Below are 17052 nucleotides of genomic sequence, written 5' to 3'. Positions count from 1 at the left end.
TATACTTTACTTATTAAAGTTTACCATATTCTAAAAGTTTAAAAAAAAACAATGATAAAATTTAATATTAATAATTATTAATATATAATATTATAATGATTCATAATGATTGATATATCATATGAAAGCATATATGAATTTTTAAGATTTATAAAATTATAAAAAGAGGTATTATATGTTTGAAAAAGTACTTATTGCAAACAGAGGAGAAATCGCAATACGTATTATGCGTGCATGTCGGGAATTGGACATGAAAAGCGTAGCGGTATACTCAGATGCTGATAAAACTTCTCTTTATACTAATTATGCAGATGAAAGCGTTCCTTTAGGAAACCCTTCACCAAGCCAGTCTTATTTGAACATTGAAAAAATCATTAATGCTGCACTTGACACTGGTGCAGATGCAATTCATCCAGGATATGGATTCTTAGCAGAAAATCCAGAACTTGGAAGACAATGTGAAAAGAATGGAATCAAATTAATTGGTCCTAAAGGAGAGCATATTGAAAAAATGGGAGATAAAATCACTTCCAAACAGTTAATGAAAGATGCAGGAGTCCCAGTTATTGAAGGTACTCCTGATGGAATCTCCGATGTCGAAGAGGCAAAGGAAATTGCTGAAGCGATCGGATACCCTGTAATCATCAAGGCATCAGCTGGTGGTGGGGGAATTGGTATGCGTGCTGTTTATGAGGAAGATGAACTTGTACGTGCACTTGAAGCAACCCAATCAGTAGCTTTGAAAAACTTTGGAGATGCAACAGTATTCATTGAAAAATACTTGGAAAAACCAAGACACATCGAATTCCAAGTTTTAGCCGACGAACATGGAAACACTATCCATGTAGGAGACAGGGAATGTTCCATCCAAAGAAGACATCAAAAGCTATTGGAAGAAGCTCCTTCCCCAATTATGACTGAAGAATTGAGAGAAAGAATGGGTGAAAGTGCAGTAAAGGCTGCTGAATCCATTGGATACAACAGTGCAGGAACTGTGGAATTCCTGTATGAGAATGGAGAATATTACTTCCTGGAAATGAACACACGTATTCAAGTGGAACACCCAATCACTGAAATTGTAACTAATACTGATTTAATCAAAGAGCAAATCAAAATCGCTTACGGGGAAGAATTGGAATACGAACAAAAGGACATTAGCATAACAGGACATGCTATTGAATGTCGTATCAATGCTGAAAACCCACTTGCAGACTTTGCTCCAAACCCTGGAAAAATTACTGGTTACAGATCACCTGGTGGACCGGGTGTACGTTTAGACAGTGGAGTTTACATGAATTATACAATTCCAACTTTCTATGACTCCATGATTTCCAAATTGATTACCAGTGGCCGTACAAGAAACGATGCAGTCAACAGAATGAAAAGAGCATTAAGTGAATATATTATCTTAGGTGTAAAAACAACCATTCCTTTCCATAAGGCAATCCTAAGAAACGAATCATTCCTTGCAGGTGACTTGCACACCCACTTTGTGGATGAACATAAGAAATGGATTGACGCAGAAATGGAAAAAGTGAATAAAGAGGATTTAGAAATGGTAAACCGTATGAAATCCACTTTTATGCCTGGAAAGAAAATAGCTGCTATTTCAGGAGCTGTTGGAACTTATTTCAATGCTGCTCAAGCTCAACAACTTAAAAATAAAAAATAATTAAATTTATAATTTTTACAATCTATTATTCTAAGTGATGATTATGAAAAAAGAAATGATAAAGCTCTTACTTAGCCATGAAGTAATCTCTGATGAGGATGCTGCAAGGCTAGACTCCATCAATGATGAAACTATTGAACAAGCAATCAAGGAATTAGGATTCGGAAAAACTGAACACATTACAAAGGAAAAGATTCTCCCTAACTTGGAAACCGAATATATGGGAAAGGAAATCCTTTGTTTTAGAAAAGTATTTTCCACCAATTCAATAGCTAAATTTTTAGCAAACCACAGTGCTGATGAAGGTACCCTATTAATTTCTGAAATTCAAACAAATGCTAGAGGAAGATTAGGTAAGAAATGGGAAGCTCCAGAAGGTGGAGTATGGATGTCCCTTATCCTAAGACCAAACGTTCCTACTGCTAGAATAGGTTTAATCACATTGGCAACAGGGGTTGCAATAGCAAAAGCCATCAGATCATTAGGTGTTGATGCAAAAATCAAATGGCCAAATGATGTATTGATTAGTGGAAATAAAATTTCTGGAGTTCTGACTGAAGTCAATGCCACATTCAACGAAATTGACTGGATTGTGGTAGGTATAGGAATAGACAGCAATCTTAAATTGGAAGATTTCCCTGAAGACATCAGAATAGGCGCAACTACCCTAAATGAAGAATTGCCAACTAAAGTTGATGAAAATGAACTTATTGCAATATTCTTGAACGAATTTGAAAAGGTTTATGACTTATACAAAGCTGGCGAAATTGAAACTATCCTTAAAGAATGGAGAGATCTTGCAGATACCATTGGAAAATACGTAAACATTACCCAAACCGGTGGTAAAACCACCCAAGGATACGTTGTTGGTATCAATAATGAGGGTAGTTTAATCATTGAAAGACAAGACGGCACATTAGAAAAGATCATTTCCGGTGAGCTTAGAACCGTCGAATAAAATTAAAATTTATATTTTTTAATTAAAATAAACAAAAATAGTACTTTAAACTATTAGATAATAAATAAAATGAAATTAAATTTTCATTTTATTACCTCTTTTTTAAAATAAACAAATATAATAAAATAAAAATTAATAAAAATTAAAAATTAATAAAAATTAATAAAAATAGCTTAATAGCTAAAAATCTCTTTTTAACTATCCCTAATAGAATATTAATTCTTTTGATTTTTCAACATCTTGACATATATTCAAGAGTTCTTCAATTGAAGAATCCACATTTTCATACAATTGATTGATATCCATATCAATTACATCCTGAGCAGACAAATCGAAACGGATTGATGCAGATGCTCCAGGCATCCCCACTGCAGGTATTGTTATAATGCCAAAGTCCTTCAATAAAATCATAGCCCATAAGAAACAACAGTCCTTTTGTGAAAGCTCTGTTTCAATATTTAAGATGTCCAATTGATTCTTAAGGGACTCTTCGCTGACACGTACACCAGTAGGTGTCTTTTCAAACATTTCATACTTTTCAGCAAGCAAACTGTAAAATTCATCCTTTTTGGAAATGGCCTTAAGCAAATTCTCTTCAGTATAATTCTTGATACCATTCACCATAGCCAAAATCAATGGAGGTTGGGCTTCAAGGCCAAATTGATTTGCTTTAATCTTCACCTCATCAACCAAATCAGCTCTACCAGACATCAATCCTCCACGTGGACCCGGCATCAATTTATCTGTGCTGGTGACGACCAAATCAGCACCAAGCTCTGTAGCTTTCCTTTGATTGAACACTGCAGTCCTAAGCCTTGCACCAGAAGCATCATCAACCAATACAGGAATATCCCTTTCATGAGCCATATCGATTACTTGCTTAAACAATTCCTCATCAATGACCTTATGGTCCATTGTAGAGCCTGTTACAACCACTAAAGAAGTGTTGTCAGGTATGTTGAACTTATCAATGTCAACGAATTCATCATAGCTTGCTCCAACTATCTTGCATGATCTTGGAATGGATGGATGTGCTGGAAATTCAGCTAAGAAATGACTTACGTGAGTTCCTTTTTCAACCAATGCCAAAATGCTTGCTAAGATTCCGGAACTTGTTCTGTTTACAGCCAAAACCTTTTCTCCACCGAGATGTTCCTTACCTGCAACTTGAAGTTCATCTTCAAAGATAGCTGGGCCAACATAGGTTTCCAAGAGATTCAACTCTTCTTCACTTGCTATAAAACCACCAGAAAGTCCTGTAACATCATATAATGAATCTCTTCCCCCATTATCGATAATCTCTCTAATGATCTTCAAAGCAGATTCCCTTTTCTTAACTTCATCCAATGAATTATTGACAATCATGATAAAACCTTAATAAACTTAAAAAATTAAAAATAAGCAAATCGATTAATAATAAAAAATTTCAAGAATAATAAAAAAATAGAAATTCTAAAAATAGAAAATTATTCTAAAAGTAGAAAAAAATTCTAAGAATAGAAGATGATTCTAAAAATAGAATTATAAAAATGATTAGTCTAAAAGACTTAATTCAAAATCAGAGAATGATTCAATGATTACTTTTAAATCTTTTTCACTGATGTCCATTTGGGTAAACTCTTCACCTTCGGAATATGCATATTCAGCGTGAACGATGTTTCCTTCAGGACTGGTATATAACATTACAAAGTCTTCCTGTTTTTCAGGGTTTTTAGTAGGTAAACTGATAGTAAAGGAAAGACCTAATTGATTGAAGAATTTTTCTTTTTCTTCTGCATCCTTATTGCACTTTTTTAATTTTCTGATTCTTGATTTTAATTTTTTTTCAGCTGCTTCTGCAATGTCTGCCATTGTATCACCAAAATAATCATAATTTTTTAAATAAACATTTATTATAAAACTATATTTATTTAGATTTTTATCATATTTAAAATAATAGGTATAAGAATTTTTTAAAAAAAAATTGAAATTTTCCATTCCTTTTAAACAGCCTATCTCTTAACAACGACCTTAGATGTTTTTGAAACTGCCTTATATGATTTGTCACCTGCAAATTTTGCAGTGAACTTATAGGTTTTTCTTTTGGACAGGCTTACCTTGACCTTTGCAACTCCTTTGGAATTTGTTTTTGCAGTGTATTTTTTGCCGTTGATTGTGAAAGTTATCTTTTTGTTCTTTATGGCTTTTCCTTTGCTGTTCTTTAATGTTGCAGTCAAATATTTTTTCTTGTTTCTTAGCCTATAAGTCTTTTTAGGTGCAGTTAACTTCAATGTTTGCTTTTTGACATAGACCTTGACAGTTTTGCTTGAAGCACTGAGTTTTTCATCCCCTGCAAAACTGATTTTAAAGCTGTATGTTCCTGCTGTTGCAATATTGATCTGCAAGCGAGCAACACCTGATTTATTGGTGACTCTGCTAAATGTCAAATCATTGAATTTGAAAATGACTGTTTTACCAACTAAAACCTTTCCATTCGCATCCTTTAAGGTCATTTTAAGATATTTTCCAATCTTTCCGTCAATAGCCTTAACCACTGTAGATGCATTCATATTGCTTGCCACAACATTAGTGGCTGTCTTGACTACATTTACATCAAATGTGTAATTTGAAGAGTCATAATATCCATCACTTTCAAACAGGACCATGAACTTATATTTTCCTGCAGGCAAGTTCAAAGCATATCCTACAGACCCGTTATTTGTATTCAAAGTCAAAGGATTCATAGTATAATTATTGTTAGAACTTATCAGCTTTAATGTTATGTTCTTGTTTGTAAGTATATTATTGTAGCCATCAATTAAAGTAATGGTCACAGATTTGCCTGATTTGACAGTTGTATTGACTGTTGCTATCTTCAAGAATTCGGTATGGGTAGCATATTCAACAACTGAATCTTTGACAAGGCTCTGATGAGAGCTATAGGATAAGCTCTTAAGAGAGAATGAATTGATTACAGCTGCTTTCTTTTCATTGAATTTCAATGTCATGACCAATTTTGCTGATTCACCAGCATTTAAATTGTCAATGACCCATAGGCCATTTGTCTCATCAAAAATTCCCCTATCTACAATATGAGAAAGAAGAGTGACACTGTCATCTAAAAGTGAACTTACATTGATTTCGCCGGAAGGATCTGCTTTGTTGGACACTGTTATATTGAATTGGATTGAATCTCCTTCAAGGTAATAAGAGAAATTGGTTTTGATATCCAATGACAAGTCTGCATATCCAGTGTAAGCCTTAAGACATACATTTGCATCAGTTAATTTCATTCTGCTTATTCTTTTATAAAATTTGCTTACTGAAAGATTCATAGCCATATCATACCAGTTAACGCCATCTGGACTGATGAATGATTGATTTGGTTCAGCAGTGACTTTTGTACTATAATCTGAGCGTTTAGATTCAATTGCAACTGGGAATAATGAATCTGGAGTGGTTAATTTTACGGTAATCTTAAAGACATTTCCTTTTGCCACATCCACAAATTGATTTAGCTCTACTGTATGATATCCTGCTCCAGTTAAATTTCCTTCTTGAACAAGCTTGGAGACTCCGTTGACGGTTATGTTAACCAAATAACTTGAAGAACCGAAGGTGTATAAACCAAATGCCTTGATTGGATTGTTTGATTCTGCAGTAAATTGGTTTGCAAACCATGCAGTATTGGAATTGTATCCTACAGATTCATAACTGTTTCCAAGCATATCGTATTGATAAATACTCTTATATTCAGTGAGATTCTCAACTGAACTGATAGCTATTGCTGCAAATTGGTCTGTAACTCCTGGGAAAGTGGAATCATAATAGGAAACATAGTAATATCCTCCATCTCCCTTGGTGTCACCCCAACTGTTTTTAATAATCCAAGCTCCATCTCCTGGAGGTACTGGATTAAAACTGCTTGCTGGGTAATTGTCATCCCATCCTACAATAGCCACTGCATGATTGTTAGTATTTGGAATGTCAGAATAACCTGTTCCATTGCTTCTCAACATGGTAGAGTAAATCGGAGCGTATAATGCACCATACTGTAAAATCGCATATTTTATCTGGTCATTATCCAAATAGTTTAAACGTAAAGGAACATATTCAAATCCTGTAACGTATTTCTCAATATCCAAGTCTTCAAGAGGAATATTGGAAGGATAAGGGTCTAAACTTTCATTTACAGGCCCACTGCCTCTCAAGAGATAAGCAAAGGCCATGATATGATTTCCTCCACTGCTACTTTCTTCAGTACCATATGTTCCATTTTCATACATTGCATTTTTCATGTTGTTTTCTGAGAAGTCATAAGTGATGTTCTCAAATTTCAACAGATATGATTCTAAAGCTGCATACATGGCAAATGCCCAACAATCCCCATTGCTGCCTTGATTTTTAACGCTTGTGACTAAACCAAGATCCCTTAAATCATAGCTGGAAGGCAAATCACCTAATGAATCAATATCTACAATATCTGAAATGATCAATTGGTCTTCAAGACAGGACAGTATAGTTTTTACTGTTTTAATTCCATTATTTGTGAAATTAGTATTTTCAAAGCGATAATTTCCATTCATATTATAGACTGTGCTGTTTGCTGAAGAGTTTCCATTCGCATAATTATTTGAGATAGTTGAATTAATTATTTCAAGCAATACCCCCTTATGCGCAATAGCTGAACCATAGACATAGGAACCTTTGATTGTGTTGCTGGTGATTGTAGAATTGATTATAAAAGTATTACGCCCATCCCAAATGGAAATGGCACCGCCTAAAGAGTGATACCTTGAGTCAAGGGTAGTGTTTGAGATGCTAGTGTTGAATAATGTTAAAAATCCTTTGGAACTATATATGACTCCGCCAGTACTGTAATTTCCTTGAATGCCATTGTTAGTGAATTTAGAATTGAAAATACTCAATTCACCCAAATTACTGTATATGACTCCACCATATTTGGAATATGTTCCACTGAGATCATTTGAAAATATATTATTGTTTGAAAAAGTGGAATTGTAAATTTTAATGAAACCTTTCTCATTATAGATAACCCCACCTTCACCATGGCTTGAACCACTATCATATGCATGATTATCCTTAAAAATAGAATTGATAATATTTAAACTAGAATATCTATTATAAATTGCTCCACCATTCTGATTTAAACCTTTTGTGAAAGTTAGATTAATTATATTAACAACAATGTTGCTGGCTGAAATATACAGCAATTGAGTCTGGTTTAAACCATTTATAATGGTGCTTTTAGCATCTTCCCCAATAATATTGATTGATTTTGACACATGCAACTTATTGGTAATGCTATAGGTTCCCTTTGCAATGAATATGTTGCTAATTCCATAAGTGGATAAATGGTCAAATCCATCTGCAATGCTTTTGAATGGATTTAATTTAGTACCGTACTGCTCTGAACCAGTGTAGGAAGCATTTACATATATTGTATTGCTGTCACTGCAATTAATTTCAATATTAGCAAAATCAGTGTCTAAATCAGGCAAAAGATTTCCATCAGGACTGGATGAATCTGACAAAAGATTTTCATCGCCATCTGATAAGACCTCATACTGACTACTGTCGTCATATTCATCATCAGATGCTTGAATATTCTCATTAAAAACTGCAGATTCCTCATCATAACCATTTGAATCAGAATCCGAAATAATATCTTCATCCAATTCTTGATCAATTATCAAATCATTATCATACAATTGATTTGAATCAATATCTCCATCCAAATCACTTGCAAAACTTATAGGAATTGAAACTAACGCTATAAATAATAAAATGATAATTATTCCATTCCTGAATTTCATTTTACCTATAAAAATTTTGATTAATTTAAATTATTTTTAATAATAAATAAGTGAATTAATCATAAAGACTGTTGCCTTGAGCGTCCATAGCTACAATCAAAGGACCGAAGGACACTACATCCAAGTCCCAAATAGCTTCAGGCATTCCAAGGTCTAGCCAATTTACCCCCTTAATCTCATTGACCTTATCTACATACAATGCGGCACAACCCCCTGTTGCCACCACATAAACTGCATTGTTTCTGATTAAAGCCTCTCTGACAGAATCGTCCATTCCACCTTTACCGATGATGATCTTAGCACCCATATCCAATACATCAGATTCATATGGATTCATTCTCATGGAAGTTGTAGGACCTACTGCAACCATTTCATATTTGCTTTCCCCATCATCAGTTTCCTCTTCTTTAATGATAGGTCCTGCATGGAACAGAACTGCTCCCTCAATGTCACAAGGAGCTCCCTCTTCCAAGATTCTTTTATGTGCCTGGTCTCTTGCTGTCAATATTTGACCGGAGATTGCAATTACATCTCCAGCCTTTAATTTATTAATATCCTCATCAGTTATAGGTGTAGTTAATTCTATCATGAAGCCACCAAATTTTTCATCATTTTAATTAATTTAAGAATTTTTTTATAATTTAATTTTTATGTGTTTGATTTTATATATTTGCTTTAAAAAAATCAAATAGTATATGTTTATATAAAAAAATATTATATATATTATAATGTTAATATTATATTTTTAATTTTTTAATATATAATAATTTATACTTTATTTTTTTGAGGAAAACAAAGGTCTGATTATTAATGTCCAGTATGAGTAGTGTTGCAGGATTATCAAAATATATAAGAACATTGCCTGACGCTCTAACTTCATTGCTATTGATTATTGTAATGAGTTTTATTATAGGGTCAGTATTATTTTTAGTTGAACCTATGGCGATAGACAGCGGTTTGGAAAACTTCTTTTATGGAGGAGCATTTGGATTTGTTGTCTTTGGATTGCCAGCAATCATTACAGGTTCTACAGATCAGTTTTTTGTTGACACCCTAAAGGGAATAAACCTCAAGACAAAACACTCCATGTTCTTAGGATTTATGTCTATGCTTATTGCAGGACTTGTAAGCCTTATTGGAACTGTAGTCGGAGCCATATTCCATTTGGACCTATTTTTCAACTCCATCCTATTCGGATCAGTGCTGGCATTTGCATTCAATGCTCTTGTAATTTGGAGTACAACCAGGATAAAAATTATCAATTCATTCCTTATTGCAATTATCCAGCCATTGCTTATGATTGGAATGCTCATCATCACCAGTTTCTTAAATGATATTGAAGGAATGTTTGAACTTGGACTCTTTACAACAATCTTCAAAGTAGTCATAGCTAGCCTAATCTTTTTGCTTGCTATTTACTCATTGATAAGCGTTGTAAATTCCCCAATGAAAAAGAACTTAGGATTTGGAGCATTGGACATTCTCAGTTACTTCATTTCCCATATGAATGAAGGTTCAGACAGCATAGAAGAATTGTTTGACAATGTTGGAGAGGCAATCGACACATATGTGGGAGTTGCAAGCTTTAAAAAATTGGATGGTGACATAAAGGCACTGTTTATAAGCCCATGTGTACATCCAGGACCTCTTGGAGATATTGGAGGTTCAAATATGCCAACAATCTTAGCAAATAGCTTTGATTCATTTACAATGGTTGCTCATGGACCATCTACACACGATTTCAACCCAGTTTCAAGTAAAGAAATCGTTAAAATTGAAGAGGCTGTGAGAAAAGCATTGGATAAAATGGAATATTCTCCATTTGCAAGTGAATTTATTAGATATTCCCATAAAAAAGCAAATATCGGAGTTCAATTCTTTAAAAATGGATCAATCCTCCTGTCTACATTCGCACCATCCGGAAGTGATGATATCGAATATGGTGTAGGACTTGCAACATTGTTTGAAAGCCAAAGGGTATTGGGAACCAAAAGCAATATTTTGGTTGACTGCCACAATTCATTCAACCCTGAAAAAGGGGAAGTCCTTCCAGGAAATCCGGAATTCTTCCAATTGCTTGATACAATCAAATTGATTCAGACAAAAGACCTTGAACATGAAATCCAAGTGGGATGCCATTATACAGATCTTGGAGGATTCGACAAGCATCAAGGAATAGGTGAAAGCGGTTTGAAAACCATGGTCATTGAAGTTAACGGCCAAAGAACAGCTTATGCATTATTCGATGCAAACAATATGGAACTTGGATTTAGAGAAACAATATTCAATGCAGTTAAGGACTTGGAAATCGATGAGATAGAAGTGATGACATCAGATACCCATACTGTAAATACATTATCTGCAGGATACAACCCAGTGGGAACTGTAGAAAAGGAAAAAATCCTCGAATATCTTAAATTATCCATTCAGGAAGCTATAAATGATTTGGAACCTGTTGAAGCAGGGGCAAATATAGAAAGAATCTACAATCTTAAGACATTCGGTCCAAAGAATTCAACTGAGCTTATTTCCACAATCAGTTCTATCGTAGCTGTAAGTAAGATCATAGCTCCTTTAATCTTTATTGTAGCAATTCTCTTTGTATTGATTTGGATTTTCATATTATAAAAATAAGTTTTTAAAAAATAAATTAGGTGTGAAAAAAGATGATTACCTGTAATGTATGTGGACATTTGAATCCAGTTGGTGCATTGATTTGCGAAAACTGTGGATCTGACCTTTCAGACAGCCCAGATTACGGTGGATTCGACGAAGATGATGAATTTTTCTAAAGTTTTTTAATTTAAAAAACTTTTTTTCTATTTTTAATTATTAATCAACTTTAATTTTAATATTTTTAATCTATTTTAAATCTATTTTTATTTTTAACATATAATTAACTCTTATTTTTAAAAAAATGCCTAAATTTCGCTTAAAAAATAGACTATGAAGTTATGAATTAATAAAAAAGTTAAAAATTTATTAAAAATTATAAAAAATAGTTAAAAAATAGAATTAAAAAATAAGTTAAAAGAATTAATAAAAAAGAAAAAGTTTTGATCAAACTTTTTCAAAAGTTTGTTAGATATAATTAGTTATAATAGTCCATAAAATGAACCAACAGAAACCGAATGGTAAAATTCCGTCCCATAACCATGCGGAAAATCCTTCGATTTCACCTTCAAATGCTTTTTGACAGAATTGTCCAACGAAATAAAGAATTACAACACCTATTGCAAAAGCAAATACATGGTTTGTAAATCCTATCATTCCAGTTGTAAATACTGTGGATATAAGAGCTGCAACTATTGCAGCAGCAATATGAATAGATACAATTTTAACAGTAGAATCCATTAATCTTTCCTCCAATTATAAAAATAAATATAAATTAATTTTGATTTAAAAAAGTTTTTGATAAGTTTTGAATATAATCATAAAATTTTAGAAATATAAAAAATATATTAAAATAATATTAAAATCATATAAAAACTATAACTATTAATTATATAAGTTAATATAATATATAAAATATTGCATAAATTAATATGAAAAATTAGGTTTTTATCTAAAATTGAAAAAATTAAATCAATGAAAATAATAAAAATTAAAAGTAATTAATTTATCATAATTATATTCAAGTGAGAAATATGAAATCAATGTCCAATGTAGACATATACACAATATGTCAAGAACTAAATGATTTGTTAGCTGGTGCAAGAGTGGATAAGTCATTCCAGCCTACCAAAGATACTGTGGTGATGAGATTCCATAAGGCAGGTACTGGAAGATTGGATCTTGTAATCCAAGCAGGAAAAAGAATCCACATAAGCCAATACCCATTAACAAATCCTCAAAATCCACCAGTTTTTCCAATGCTTCTTAGAAAAAGAGTCAAAGGGGCAAATGTAGTCAGTGTAGAACAGCATAACTTCGATAGAGTTGTGGAAATCAAGATGAAAAAGGAAGAGACATACACACTTATCGTTGAACTCTTTGCAAAAGGAAACATAATATTATTGAATGAAGCTAATGAAATCATTTTGCCTCTTAAAAGAAAGCATTGGAGTGACAGGGACATAAGCTCCAAAAAGGAATACATTTTCCCTCAAGAGAATGGGATCAATCCAATCACACTTACAATCGATGAATTCAAGGAAATCATTGCTGGTGGAGATGATGAAGAGATAGTAAGGGTTCTTGCTACAAACGGACTTGGAAGCCTTTATGCAGAAGAGATAATGCTAAATACTGAAATAAGCAAAAAGACATCCTGCTCCTCATTAAGTGTTGAAGAGATTAACGCTATTTATAATGCCTTGAAAACTGTCTTTGAACCTTTGGAGAAAAATGAATTCACTCCAATGATTGTAAACAACAAAAAGGAAATTGAAGAGCTGCAAAAAGAAAATCCTGATAAAAAGTATAAATCCAAGGAGGATGTTATTTCAATAAGTATCAAACAGTATGAAGGATTTGAAGAGGAGGAATTTGATAGTTTCAATGAAGCCTGCGATGAGTTCTATTCCTCTAAAGTCAAAAATGAAATAACAGACATTCAGGAATCTGCATGGAACAAGAAAGTGTCAAAATTCTCAAAACGTCTTGAAAAGCAGGAAGAGACATTAGCTAACTTTGAAAAGACAATTGAAGATTCCCAAAAGAAAGGGGAACTCATATTCACAAATTATGTTCAAGTTGACAATATATTGAATGTAATCAAAGGTGCAAGGGAAAAGGACTATGGATGGAAGGAAATAGGAAAAACATTGAAGGATGCCAAAAAGTCTGGAATGCCTGAGGCGCAGATATTCGAATCCATGGATCCTCTTGGAAACATCACATTGAGAATTGATGATGTGAGCATTGCACTTGACAGCAAAAAGTCCATACCTGATAACGCTGAAGTCTACTATGAAAAGGCTAAAAAGGCTAAGCGAAAAATAAAAGGTGCATTGATAGCTATTGAAAACACCAAAAAGCAACTTGCAGATATGGAAGCCAAAAAGGAAAAGGCAATGGCAAACATCATGGTTCCACAGAAGAGAGTGAAGAAGAATCTCAAATGGTATGAGAAACTTAGATGGTTTGTCTCAAGTGATGGAATATTGGTTGTCTGCGGAAGGGATGCAGGTACAAATGAAGCTGTTGTGAAGAAATATTTAGAACAAAATGATATTTATTTGCATGCAGATATACATGGTGCTCCTTCAGTTGTAGCGAAAGTACCATCCGATTCATTAAATGACAATTTGCTTAAAGAATTAGGTGAGTTTTCAGCTTCCTTTTCAAGTGCTTGGTCGAAAAACTTCACATCTCAAGACGTCTATTGGGTGGAGCCAGACCAAGTTTCAAAAACCCCAGTTTCCGGTGAGTTTGTACCTAAAGGTGCATTCATCATTCGTGGACATAGAAACTATATTAGGGGTTGCAAGCTTGAGATTTCCATAGGTCTTGTTGACTATGATGGTGAGAAAAGAATAATGGCAGGACCTACCGATGCAATGAAAAACTATACAAACAAATTCGTTACAATAAAACCAGGTTTTACCAAAAAGGAAAAAATAGCTAAAGAGATATTGTCCAGAATCAATGAGGATGACTTATTGACCTTGGATGATGTTGTAAGGGTATTGCCTAGTGGAAAATGTGATTTTGTTTAAATCCATTTTCTTAAATTCCTTTTTAAAACAATGGAAATATCTGAAAAAATATTTACTTCTTTTAAATAATTAAAATAGGAAAAAACAATAACTTTTTTTAAAAATAGCGAAGAAATAGAAATAAAAAATAGAAATAAAAATGGAATTAAAATAGAAATAAAAAAATTAAAAAAAATAATTATAAGATTATTCCTCTTTTTCAAAATCCGGTTTGTAATATTCCATTGGATTCATGATAACAACATCCACATTAGGATGAAGCTGATTTACAAAATTGGAAAATATTGCAGGATCTTGTTCTATAACAGGGAAAGTGTTGTAATGCATTGGAATGACAACTTTTGGAGCTAACCACATAGCTGCCAAAGCCCCTTCAAATGGACCCATAGTGAATTTGTCACCGATTGGAACCATTGCAATGTCTGGCTTATAGATTTTTCCGATTACATTTTCCATATCTGAAAAGAGTCCAGTGTCTCCTGCATGGAATACTTTAGTTCCATCTGGGAAAGTGAATAGGAAACTTCCAGGATCTCCTGCAGGACGAACTTCATCAGTGAAATCAATTGAAGATGAATGTCTTGCATCCAACATGGTAATCTTGATTCCTTGAATGAAAACGGAACCACCAGTGTTCATGCTTACACATTCAAAGCCTTGCTCTCCTAAAAACAGTGAAATTTCATGATTTGCTACGAGAGTTGCATTGGTGTTGTTAGCTATTTCCATCGCATCTCCAAAGTGGTCTGAGTGACCATGGGTAATGCAGATTATGTTTGCATCCAATTCCTCTACAGGAAGAGGGCATGCAGGATTGTTGCTAATAAATGGGTCAACTAAAATCTTTACTCCTTCATCACTAATCAATTCAAATGCAGAATGGCCTAAATATCTCATTTCCATAAATTTCACCTTTTTAGTATAATGATTTTTTAATAAATATAATGAAAAAATTAATTTAACATAATAATTTTAATTATTTTCAGCAATTGCATTAATATCCAAATCCTTAGCTATATTCCAGGATGATTCGAACAATTCCTTAATGTTTTCTACAGATTCCTTGTCATCATAAACAGCACCATATTCGAAATCATCCTCATCCAAACTATTGGATATGATCAATGCATGAGAAGTGTCTCCAATTAAGTTGAATGAATCTACAGAAGCCAATGTCTTTATTTCAACTCCTTTTTTAATAAGGGAACTCAATAAGAGAACATATGAAATGTCCTCCAAATCAAATTCCTGAATGATGATTCTGGTTTTGATTTTTGAAATGCTTGACAAGAATCTGTCACCCATATCCTTGATTGTAGGTGCTTCCAATAGGATTTCCTCTTTAGAATGATTTGCAACCTCTTCAAAAGCTTCTTGAGAAGTTAAGATTCCTTTCTCACAGATTACATAACTATTCAATAATTTTGGAATAGGCAATGATTCTGGGTCATTAGGGTCTATTGTAATGGTTTCCTCAGGAGCAGCTGTAATTTCTGAAATATCTGGAGATTCCTCTAAGTCAGGGCCCTTAGCCTTTGGAACTGGTCTTGGAATATCCTCAACCTTAGCAGCAGGTTTAGGAATTTCTTCAACTTTTGCCTTAGGCTTAGGATGACCAAGAACCTCAGATTTCCTATGAGGCCTAGTTAAATAAGCATTCACATCTTTCTTGGAAGCAATTGGATTTGTGGAGGCAATTGATGTTGGTCTTGGCAAGTCATCTGCTGAAGGAGCAACATACTCTAAATCTTCATCAGCTCCAGTTTCAGCCAATGTGCCATAATCCTCATCATCGTATCCGCCTAAGTCCTCATCAGTTATGCCATGTTCTTCCTTATATTCCTCATCAGCATAGATAGGAGTGATAACTCCATCATCTTCCCCTTCATCATAGATTACATTATTGTAGAGAGTATTTTGAGATTGGGATAAGTTGTAGATAGGCTCTTCCAATGCCTCATCCAAATCAATCTCATCAATAGGCAAAATGATTTCCTCATCAATGGTTTTAGGAATTAGGCTGTAGCTTTCATCAGACACTTCATTATCATAAATTGTTTCAGCATCGCCAACACTTGCCAAAGCCTTGGATATTTCATTTGACCTTTTAGGAGCATCTGCCAAATTAATGGTTTGGCCAGATTTCTTCCTAGGTCTGCGAGTAACCTTCATAGGTTTTTCGTAATTAGGTGTAAAGTAAACGGTATCAGGGTTGGATTCTTCTTGGTTTTCTTCCAAATAACCATAACTTCTTCTTTTTGGCTTGTTAGATTTTCTAATGGATGGGAGTTTGAATTTAGGTTTTTCCTCTTTTACTGGTTTGGTCTTGAAGACCTGTTTGCTTTCATCGATTGGAGCATCATATTTTATTTTAGGTTCTTTAGGAGCAGTGCTGTTTAAGAAATCATCAAGAGTTCTGCTGGATCCGTCTAATCCAGATGAACTGTCACTATGAGATTTCAAAACTGATTTGGAACTTTTGCCATTGCTTCCATCCAATTTGGCATTGACTAAATCTTCAACCTCTTTAGCACCTTCCATTACACGGGAAAGGGGATCATTTGATTTTTGATTCAATCTGGACCTTGAATTCCTTCTATAATTCTTTGAATTCAAAAGTCTTATAACAAATACTGAAAGCAATTTATATAATCCAAATATGGTGATTAAAACACCAATGATTAAAATCAAATCTATCAACCGATAGATGATGCTTCCATAAACAAGAACTAAACCAATGACGGTTAATAAAATACCAGTAAATATATCTAACGAATCTGCCACGAATACCCACCTAAAATATATATTTTAATGATTATGATAATTTTCATTTTCGATTATGATAATTTTCGTTTTCTAAAAATACTTTAAAAGTTCTTAATATTTTAAATTATTAAAAAATTCTTTTTTAAATTCTCAAATTTCATTTAATTTTTAATAAAAATT

At 33.4% G+C, this 17052-nt stretch carries 12 protein-coding genes; 5 read left to right on the top strand and 7 right to left on the bottom strand.

Features of this window, described 5'->3' with window-relative positions; genetic code table 11:
* Positions 1-175: 175 nt before the first annotated feature.
* Positions 176-1672, top strand: a complete 1497-nt coding sequence (locus ACKI67_RS01270; protein WP_407461581.1) for an acetyl-CoA carboxylase biotin carboxylase subunit — start codon at positions 176-178, stop codon at positions 1670-1672.
* Positions 1673-1715: 43 nt separating this feature from the next.
* The gene (locus tag ACKI67_RS01265) at positions 1716-2630 is read left to right on the top strand and encodes a biotin--[acetyl-CoA-carboxylase] ligase (RefSeq protein WP_407461580.1); all 915 of its coding nucleotides are present in this window, start codon (positions 1716-1718) and stop codon (positions 2628-2630) included.
* Positions 2631-2834: 204 nt separating this feature from the next.
* Here the strand turns inward: ACKI67_RS01265 and ACKI67_RS01260 are convergent, their stop codons facing one another.
* From ACKI67_RS01260 to ACKI67_RS01245, 4 genes are all read right to left on the bottom strand, one after another.
* The gene (locus tag ACKI67_RS01260) at positions 2835-3995 is read right to left on the bottom strand and encodes a TIGR03576 family pyridoxal phosphate-dependent enzyme (RefSeq protein WP_407461579.1); all 1161 of its coding nucleotides are present in this window, start codon (positions 3993-3995) and stop codon (positions 2835-2837) included.
* A 168-nt stretch (positions 3996-4163) separates the two neighbouring features.
* A complete protein-coding gene (locus tag ACKI67_RS01255) occupies positions 4164-4481 on the bottom strand; it encodes a hypothetical protein (RefSeq protein WP_407461577.1) in 318 nt (105 codons plus the stop codon).
* Between the two features lie 140 nt (positions 4482-4621).
* Positions 4622-8446 carry a lectin like domain-containing protein gene (locus ACKI67_RS01250; protein ID WP_407461576.1) on the bottom strand — a complete coding sequence of 1275 codons (3825 nt, stop codon included), beginning with the start codon at positions 8444-8446 and terminating at the stop codon, positions 4622-4624.
* 55 nt (positions 8447-8501) lie between these two features.
* Positions 8502-9035: a FumA C-terminus/TtdB family hydratase beta subunit gene (locus ACKI67_RS01245; protein WP_407461575.1), complete on the bottom strand. Its 534-nt coding sequence runs from the start codon at positions 9033-9035 to the stop codon at positions 8502-8504.
* Between the two features lie 221 nt (positions 9036-9256).
* On the opposite strand from ACKI67_RS01245, the gene ACKI67_RS01240 reads away from it, so the two are divergent.
* On the top strand, positions 9257-11074 hold the full coding sequence (locus ACKI67_RS01240) for a DUF2070 family protein (protein WP_407461574.1): 1818 nt from the start codon (positions 9257-9259) through the stop codon (positions 11072-11074).
* A gap of 38 nt (positions 11075-11112) precedes the next feature.
* A complete protein-coding gene (locus tag ACKI67_RS01235; protein WP_407461573.1) occupies positions 11113-11238 on the top strand; it encodes a hypothetical protein in 126 nt (41 codons plus the stop codon).
* 289 nt (positions 11239-11527) lie between these two features.
* Here the strand turns inward: ACKI67_RS01235 and ACKI67_RS01230 are convergent, their stop codons facing one another.
* Positions 11528-11800: a hypothetical protein gene (locus ACKI67_RS01230; protein WP_407461572.1), complete on the bottom strand. Its 273-nt coding sequence runs from the start codon at positions 11798-11800 to the stop codon at positions 11528-11530.
* Positions 11801-12093: 293 nt separating this feature from the next.
* Between ACKI67_RS01230 and rqcH the strand changes: the two genes are divergently transcribed.
* A complete protein-coding gene (gene rqcH, locus ACKI67_RS01225; protein WP_407461571.1) occupies positions 12094-14106 on the top strand; it encodes a ribosome rescue protein RqcH in 2013 nt (670 codons plus the stop codon).
* 186 nt (positions 14107-14292) lie between these two features.
* On the opposite strand, the gene ACKI67_RS01220 is transcribed toward rqcH, so the two are convergent.
* Entirely contained in the window at positions 14293-15009 is a 717-nt protein-coding gene (locus ACKI67_RS01220) for a metal-dependent hydrolase (RefSeq protein ID WP_407461570.1), read from the bottom strand.
* Positions 15010-15078: 69 nt separating this feature from the next.
* Positions 15079-16890: a hypothetical protein gene (locus tag ACKI67_RS01215; protein ID WP_407461569.1), complete on the bottom strand. Its 1812-nt coding sequence runs from the start codon at positions 16888-16890 to the stop codon at positions 15079-15081.
* Positions 16891-17052 lie beyond the last annotated feature (162 nt).

Origin of the sequence: Methanobrevibacter sp., assembly GCF_045577275.1 — an archaeon.
Classification (GTDB): domain Archaea; phylum Methanobacteriota; class Methanobacteria; order Methanobacteriales; family Methanobacteriaceae; genus Methanobrevibacter.
This window is presented reverse-complemented; position numbering and strand designations above follow the sequence as displayed.

Bases quoted from the DNA above. Each gene is read 5' to 3' on its own strand.
- ACKI67_RS01270 (WP_407461581.1), top strand. From the start codon at position 176: ATGTTTGAAAAAGTACTTATTGCAAACAGAGGAGAAATCGCAATACGT.
- ACKI67_RS01265 (WP_407461580.1), top strand. From the start codon at position 1,716: ATGAAAAAAGAAATGATAAAGCTCTTACTTAGCCATGAAGTAATCTCT.
- ACKI67_RS01260 (WP_407461579.1), bottom strand. From the start codon at position 3,995: ATGATTGTCAATAATTCATTGGATGAAGTTAAGAAAAGGGAATCTGCT.
- ACKI67_RS01255 (WP_407461577.1), bottom strand. From the start codon at position 4,481: ATGGCAGACATTGCAGAAGCAGCTGAAAAAAAATTAAAATCAAGAATC.
- ACKI67_RS01250 (WP_407461576.1), bottom strand. From the start codon at position 8,446: ATGAAATTCAGGAATGGAATAATTATCATTTTATTATTTATAGCGTTA.
- ACKI67_RS01245 (WP_407461575.1), bottom strand. From the start codon at position 9,035: ATGATAGAATTAACTACACCTATAACTGATGAGGATATTAATAAATTA.
- ACKI67_RS01240 (WP_407461574.1), top strand. From the start codon at position 9,257: ATGTCCAGTATGAGTAGTGTTGCAGGATTATCAAAATATATAAGAACA.
- ACKI67_RS01235 (WP_407461573.1), top strand. From the start codon at position 11,113: ATGATTACCTGTAATGTATGTGGACATTTGAATCCAGTTGGTGCATTG.
- ACKI67_RS01230 (WP_407461572.1), bottom strand. From the start codon at position 11,800: ATGGATTCTACTGTTAAAATTGTATCTATTCATATTGCTGCTGCAATA.
- rqcH (WP_407461571.1), top strand. From the start codon at position 12,094: ATGAAATCAATGTCCAATGTAGACATATACACAATATGTCAAGAACTA.
- ACKI67_RS01220 (WP_407461570.1), bottom strand. From the start codon at position 15,009: ATGGAAATGAGATATTTAGGCCATTCTGCATTTGAATTGATTAGTGAT.